The organism is Longimicrobium sp., from assembly GCF_036554565.1.
Classification (GTDB): Bacteria; Gemmatimonadota; Gemmatimonadetes; order Longimicrobiales; family Longimicrobiaceae; genus Longimicrobium.
The window spans coordinates 1-7077 of record NZ_DATBNB010000313.1 but is presented as its reverse complement, the minus strand read 5'-3'; the positions used below and the strand labels follow the sequence as shown (position 1 = coordinate 7077).

Sequence of the window (7077 nt, the reverse complement as noted above, 5' to 3'; positions counted from 1 at the left end):
CACGAACCGCACGCGCACCCACTCGCCCGCGGGTGCGCCCGGCGGGGCGGATATCACCTCGGCCGACTCCAGCACGCGTCCTGACACCGTGCCCAGGCTGCCTCGTGCTCCGCGCAGGCTGGCCTCCCACGCCGGCAGCGGAACGTGTTCCTGCACGGCCGGCGCGGCCTGCCGCCACGCCTCGTCGTACCGGCCTTCATCCACCAGCTTCGTCCAAGCTTCCATCGCCCGCACCGCGTCCTGCTCCGGCGTCTGCGCATCCGCGGCAGAGGCTGCGATCAGCAGGCTTACCAGCGCCGCCATCACGCGGACCGCCATCATCCGTCCGTTCATCGAAGTCATGGTAGGAGAGACGCAGGTTCAGAGCGGACGGCCGGCCATGTCGCGCCGCCACGCCACGTACGAGTAGACGAGGGGGATCACCACCGCGACGGCGATGGAGGCGAGCGTCAGCCCCGGCCTGGCGCCCTCCGGCAGCAGGGCGGCGATGCCCAGCATCAGCCCCGCCGCGACGAAGGTGCGGCCACCGACGCGGTGCGTGGCGCGCCAGACCCGCTCGTTGTCCATCGTCCACGGGGTGCGGATGCCCATGAACCAGTTGCTGCGCACCCGAGGCAGGTAGTTGCCCATACCCACGAACAGCAGCGCCACCGACACCAGGCTGGCCCGCCCCAGGTCAACCGGCCAGCCGAGCGCGTAGCCCAGCGTGGTGAGCTCCACGACGGCGAAGAACAGCACGATCAGGTTCAGCAGCAGCCGCCAGTCGCCCTGGAACTTCTCCACGTTCGACCCGCGCGGATCGATGCGGGGCACCAGGTGCGTCAGAACGACCATCGCGGTGGCGATGAAGGCGGGGAGGAACGCGCCGTACGAGCGCGGCAGCCAGCCGTCCACCTCGCCCGCCAGGTTCACGTGCGACGGCACCATCGCGGGCAGCCGCGCGAACACGGCCAGCGCGAACGCCCACATGGCCAGCGCAACGGCCGGGGCGAGCCAGCGAGTTCTCATCGTTCGTCTCCCTTGCCGAAAAGATCCAGCATCTGCTGAAGGAACTCCTGGAAGACCGTGGTTTCCAGCGAGTACACCAGGTTGCGCCCGTTGCGTTCGGACTTCACCAGCCCCGCCTCCTTGAGCACGGACAGGTGGTGCGACACCGAGGCCGCCGTCATGGGAAACCGCCCCGAGATGTCGCCCGCCGTCAGGTCGCCCGCGCGCAGCACCCGCAGGATTTCCCTGCGGGTGGGGTCGCCCAGCGCGCGCAGCGTTTCATCGAGCATCGGTGCCTGGAGCGGTCGCGGGTCGTGGCCGTCGCTTAGACGAACGTCTATTAGACGATCATCTAAATAAAGGATGGCGAATGGGAAGTCAAGCGTGATGGAAAGGCGGGCTCGGAAGGCCTTTGCGTTGACGGCAGGGGAATTGCCGGATAGCTTCCGCACTCAGGAAGGGGAGTAGCTCACCGGCGAGACAGCCGGCGGCCGGATCGTCAAGACTGCGGGGCAGCCCGCACGGTCCGGTTGGGACGCAGGGCGCCGCGGGCGCCCGCCGTCAGGGCGAGACCTTCGTCGCACGGGAACGTGCCGCACGCGCGGCCGGGTCCGGGACGAGGGTTTCGCCCCTTTTCGTGCGCGTAACCGAACTTCGCGCCGCGACCATCGCGGCGCCGCACCGGAGGCAGGCTTGAGCAGAGACGTTCTGGCATACGGAGGGTTCACGCTCCTGGTGTTCGTCATCCTGGCGATCGACCTGGGCGTGCTGAACCGCAAGGCGCACGTGGTAAAGGTGCGCGAAGCGGGCATTTTCGCGGCGATGACCGCGGCGCTGGCGTTGATCTTCGCCGGGGCCATCTGGACGGGATACCTGCCCGTCGAGGGCGTCGAGGGCAAGCAGAAGGCGCTGGAGTTCCTGACGGGCTACCTGATCGAGCTGGCGCTGTCGGTCGACAACATCTTCGTCTTCGTCCTGATCTTCGCGTACTTCCGGGTGCCTCCGCAGTACCAGCACCGGGTGCTGTTCTGGGGCGTGCTGGGCGCCCTGGTCATGCGCGGCGTCATGATCGCCGCGGGCGCCCTGCTGATCGAGCGCTTCCACTGGATCATCTACGTGTTCGGCGCGTTCCTGGTGTACACCGGCATCAAGATGGCCACCCAGGACGAGCTGGACGTGGAGCCGGAGTCCAACCCCGCGCTCAAGCTCATCCGCCGCTTCATCCCCATCACCAGCCAGTACGAGGGGCAGAGCTTCTTCGTCCGGCAGAACATCGGCGGGCGGATGCGCAACGCCGCGACGCCGCTGTTCGTGGTGCTGGTGCTGGTGGAAACGACGGACCTGATCTTCGCGGTGGATTCCATCCCCGCCATCTTCGCCGTCACGCGCGACCCGTACCTCGTGTACACGTCCAACGTGTTCGCCATCCTGTGCCTGCGGTCGCTGTACTTCCTGCTGGCCGGGGTGATCGACAAGTTCCACTACCTGAAGCTGGGGCTGTCGATCGTGCTGATGTTCATCGGCGCCAAGATGCTGGTGACGGCGCTGCACTTCCACATTCCGGTGGCCATCTCGCTGGTGGTGGTGGCGGGCGTGCTGGGGCTCTCGGTGGTTGCCTCGCTGATCTGGCCCAAGGCGCTCGAGGAGAACCAGCCGGTCACGCACGACCCGCTGGACGCGGCGGACGACTCGGGGGTGCCGCCCATCCCGCCAGAGGACCCGCGCGTCTGATCGCGGGCGGTGGTTCACACGGAGTGTTATGGAGGTCACGGAAGGATTCACCTTCTGTGACCTCGTTTCGTACCCAAAAGCGCATGCGCTCTGACGCTTGTAGATTACACCGGAGTAAGTTACAATCGTGTAAGTTACAATAATGTAAGTGACTGCGGTCCGAGAGGCATGTATGGAGAAGCCGGGCGACATCATCGATCGTGAGGCCGAGTGGGCGGAGCTGGCGGCCTGTTTCCGCTCTCCGCGCCCGGAGCTGGCCATCGTCATCGGGCGGCGGCGGGCGGGGAAGAGCTTTCTGCTCACGCGCTTCGCCTCGGCGGTGGAAGGCATCTACTTCCAGGCCACCAGGCGGACGGAACGGGAGCAGCTGGCGACGCTCACGCGCGTCATCGGCGAGCACTTCGGGGACGCGGCGCTGCGCCGGGTGGGCGCGGTCCCCTGGGAGGACCTGTTCGAGTACCTGGTGGAGCGCGCGGCGGGCAAGCCGCTGATGCTGGTCCTGGACGAGTTCCCCTACCTGGCCGATGCAGCCCCGGCCCTGCCGTCACTGGTCCAGCACGCATGGGACCACGCGTTCGCCGGCTCCCGGATCAAGCTGGTGCTCAGTGGATCGCACATCAGCGCGATGAGGCGGCTGACCGAAGCCGATCAGCCGCTGTTCGGCCGTCGCACGCGGCAGATCCAGGTGCGGCCGTTCTCGTATCATGATGCCGCGGCCTTCGCTCCTGCGTGGTCGCCGGCCGACCGGATGCAGATGTATGGGATTTTCGGAGGCCTGCCGGGACAGGTTTCGGTGATCGAGCCGGAGCTCTCACTGGCCGAGAACGTCGCGCGTCACGTGCTGGCGCCCGGCGCTCGCCTGTACGACGAGGGCGCGCACGTGTTCGATGCCTTCGTTCCCGATGCCGAAGTGCATTACTCGATCCTGGAAGCGATCGCGGCGGGGGAAACGCGCTGGAACAAGATCTCCAGCCGCGTGGGGAAGAGTACGGCGTCACTCAAGCGGCCCCTGGATTGGCTGGTGGAGATGGACGTGGTGCGCCGCGAGGCTCCCATCACTCAGTATCCCAACCCGAGCCCCAAGACGATTCGCTACCGCGTGACGGATCCTTACCTGGTGTTCTGGTACCGGGTGATTCTGGATCTGCGCTCGCGCGGCTTCGCCGAGCTGCGCTCGCCGGAGGACCTGTGGACGGCCGAGGTCCAGCCGCGGCTGGACGGGCACATGGGCCCGGTATTCGAGGAGGCGTGCAGAGCGTTCGTCGCCCGCGGCCGCCACCCCGGGCTGCCGTTCAAGCCCGTGCAGGTGGGGAACTGGTGGACGGAGGACGGGCAGGAAGAGGTAGACGTGGTCGCGCTTGGCCCGGCCGGCGAAGTGCTGCTGGGCGAGTGCAAGTGGGGAACGGTCTCATCAACCGACCTGGACACCCTGCAGCGCCGAGGCGCCCTCATCGCCGCGGAACTGAAGCGGGCCGGTCCGATTACGTTTGCCCTGTTCTCCGGCCGAGGCTCACAGGATTCGGCCTTGAACAGGCGCATCTCTGCGGGGGAAGCCCTGCACCTGTCGGCCGCAGAACTCTTCGCTTGAACGTTGGTTACATGTTTGTAAGTTACAATGCTGTAATCAACGTAAGGCGCGATACTCCGCGCGGGGCGCAAGTTCTGCACAGCTGTTGATCGATGGTCTTCTGCCCCTGTGACACGGCCCATGTCCACAAACGATCCCGGCGAGTCCCCGCCACCGCCTTCAGGTGACGTATCCGCCGCCGCCCCGGGCGGAGACTCGGTGCTCACGCCCGACGTGGATGCCACCGCGCAGGCGCGGCCGGTGGAGGAGGGCGCGCCCACGCCGGACCTGGGCAGGACCGGCGCTGCGATGGACAGCGCGCGCGGACGCTCCGCCGGCGTCACCACGCTCACCGTGCTGGCCCTGCTCTACACGTTGTACTTCGCCCGGCCCTTCCTGCTGCCCATCGTCGTCGCGCTTCTCCTGAGCTTCCTGTTCAGCCCGCTGGTGCGGGCGCTGGCGCGCTTCAAGATCCGCCCGCCGGTGAGCGCGGGGCTCATCATCCTGGGGCTGCTGGGCACCGTGGGGTTCGTGGGATACGAGCTTTCGGGGCCGGTGCAGGGGTGGGCGTCGAGCGCGCCGCAGACGTTCGCCACCGCGCAGGCCCGCATCCACGAGGTGCTGAAGCCGTTCGAGCGCGCGAGCCAGACGGCGGCGCAGGTAGAAGACGCGGCGGGCGCGGTGGGCGGGCCGGAAACGGCGCAGGAAGTGGTCGTCCGCCAGCCCAGCCTGATCGCGCGCATCTTCGGCACCACGCAGAAGTTCCTGGTCGCCGCCATGGAAGTGCTGATCCTGCTGTACTTTCTGCTGGCGGCCGGCGACCTGTTCCTGCAAAAGCTCATCAAGGTCCTCCCCAACCTGCGCGACAAGCAGAAGGCGGTGGAGATCGCGCGGAAGACCGAGGCGTCCATCTCTACCTACCTGCTCACCACCTTCGCCATCACCTTCACCGAGGGCGTGGTGGTGGCGCTGGCCATGTGGGCGCTGGGAATGCCCAACCCGCTGCTGTGGGGCGCGATGGTGGTGGTGCTGGAATTCATCCCCTACCTGGGCGCGCTGATCATGACGGCCATCCTCACGCTGGCCGCGCTGACCGTGTACGACACCATCGGCCAGGCGCTGCTGGTGCCGGGGGTGTTCCTGGGCATCAACATCATCCAGGGCAACTTCGTCAGCCCGGCCCTGATGGGGCACCGGCTGGCGCTGAACCCCGTGGCGCTGCTGGTGGGGCTCACCTTCTGGTTCTGGATCTGGGGGCTTCCCGGCGCCTTCATCGCCGTGCCCCTGCTGGCCACCTTCAAGATCTTCTGCGACCACATCGAATCCCTCGCGGCCGTCGGCGAGTTCCTGGGGGAGCGCGACCGGGGCGAGCGGCGGGCGGTGATCCGGTAGGTCCCGCCGACTGTCGGACGGGCGGCGCGGCGGGTAGATTGGCGGCGCCCGAAGACCCCTGTACCCGGCCCGCCCGATGCCCGTAGAAAAGCCAGAGAAAACCCGCGAGCGCCTGTACCTGATCGACGGCTACGCGCTGATCTACCGCGCGTTCTTCGCCCTGATCTCGCGCCCGCTGATGTCGTCCAAGGGCGAGAACACCTCGGCCGCGTTCGGCGTTGCGCGCTTCCTGATCAAGGTGATGGAAAAGCACCAGCCCGACTACCTGGGGATGGTGTTCGACGCGGGCGACTCCGAGCGCGTGGAGATGTATCCCGAGTACAAGGCCACGCGGGAGAAGATGCCCGACGAGCTGGCGCTTTCCATCCCGCGCATCCGCGAGCTGGTGCAGGCCTTCCGCATTCCCGTTCTCGAGCTGGACGGCTACGAGGCCGACGACGTGATCGGCACGCTGGCGCGCAAGGCGGTGGACCAGGGGCTGGAGGCGGTGATCGTTTCGGGCGACAAGGACTTCTACCAGCTGATCCGCCCCCACGTCTGCCTGCTGAACCCCGGCCGCGGCGGCCCCACGGCCGTGGAAGAGGAGTGGGTGGACGAGCGCAACGCCCACGAGCGGCTGGGCGTAAAGCCGGACCGCGTGGTGGACTACCTGGGGCTGATCGGCGACGCGAGCGACAACGTGCCGGGCGTCAGCGGAATCGGGCCGAAGACGGCGGTGCAGCTGATCGAGCAGTACGGCAGCATCGAAGACATCATCGCCCACACGGCGGAGATCAAGAGCAAGCGGGCCCGCGAGGCGCTGGAGGCGTTCGCCGACTCCGCGCGGCTTTCCAAGCGGCTGGTGACCATCCGCGAAGACCTGCCGGTGGAGCTGGACCTGGAGGCCATCAAGCTCCAGGAGCCCGACCGCGCCCGGCTGAAGGACCTGTTCCTGGACCTGGAGTTCCACACGCTGGCCCGCGACTGGGCGGCCCCGGCCGAGGAGCCGGAGGTGCGCACCAACCGCCTGGCGGGCACCTATACGCTGCTCTCCACGGTGGACGAGGTGCGCGCCGTCGTGGACCAGGCGCGCGCGGCCGGGCGGTTCGCCGTCGACACGGAAACGGACAACACCGATCCCATGCGGGCGTGCCTGTGCGGCATCTCCATCGGAGTGAACCCCGGGGAGGCGTACTACCTCCCGTTCCGCCACCGCACGCGCGGGCCGGAGCAGGGCGAGCTGCTGGGCGACGCCACGCCGCTCGTGGGCAAGGATGGATCGCCCGTTTGCGAGGTCGTCCGCAACCTGCCGGACCTCCACTCCGAGGCCATGAAGCCGCTCCTGGACCTGCTGGAGGACGAGGGCGTCAAGAAGGTGGGCCAGAACCTGAAGTACGACTTCCTGGTGTTCCGCCGCGAGG

At 67.7% G+C, this 7077-nt stretch carries 7 protein-coding genes; 4 read left to right on the top strand and 3 right to left on the bottom strand.

Features of this window, described 5'->3' with window-relative positions; translation table 11 throughout:
- From VIB55_RS08530 to VIB55_RS08520, 3 genes are all read right to left on the bottom strand, one after another.
- A partial coding sequence (locus tag VIB55_RS08530) for a DUF4019 domain-containing protein (protein ID WP_331876238.1) occupies window positions 1–342 on the bottom strand: 342 nt, incomplete at its 3' end.
- 18 nt (window positions 343–360) lie between these two features.
- Window positions 361–1008 (bottom strand): SdpI family protein, encoded by a 648-nt coding sequence (locus tag VIB55_RS08525; protein WP_331876237.1) that lies wholly within the window; start codon window positions 1006–1008, stop codon window positions 361–363.
- Window positions 1005–1277 (bottom strand): autorepressor SdpR family transcription factor, encoded by a 273-nt coding sequence (locus VIB55_RS08520; RefSeq protein ID WP_331876236.1) that lies wholly within the window; start codon window positions 1275–1277, stop codon window positions 1005–1007. Before VIB55_RS08520 ends, VIB55_RS08525 begins: the two co-directional genes overlap by 4 nt.
- A gap of 403 nt (window positions 1278–1680) precedes the next feature.
- Between VIB55_RS08520 and VIB55_RS08515 the strand changes: the two genes are divergently transcribed.
- From VIB55_RS08515 to VIB55_RS08500, 4 genes are all read left to right on the top strand, one after another.
- Complete coding sequence (locus VIB55_RS08515) at window positions 1681–2718, top strand: TerC family protein (protein WP_331876235.1); 1038 nt, start codon at window positions 1681–1683, stop codon at window positions 2716–2718.
- 172 nt (window positions 2719–2890) lie between these two features.
- Window positions 2891–4306 carry an ATP-binding protein gene (locus tag VIB55_RS08510; protein ID WP_331876234.1) on the top strand — a complete coding sequence of 472 codons (1416 nt, stop codon included), beginning with the start codon at window positions 2891–2893 and terminating at the stop codon, window positions 4304–4306.
- A gap of 198 nt (window positions 4307–4504) precedes the next feature.
- Window positions 4505–5677, top strand: a complete 1173-nt coding sequence (locus VIB55_RS08505) for an AI-2E family transporter (RefSeq protein ID WP_331876233.1) — start codon at window positions 4505–4507, stop codon at window positions 5675–5677.
- Window positions 5678–5753: 76 nt separating this feature from the next.
- Window positions 5754–7077: 5'-3' exonuclease H3TH domain-containing protein (locus VIB55_RS08500; RefSeq protein ID WP_331876232.1), on the top strand; the 1324-nt coding region annotated here is incomplete at its 3' end.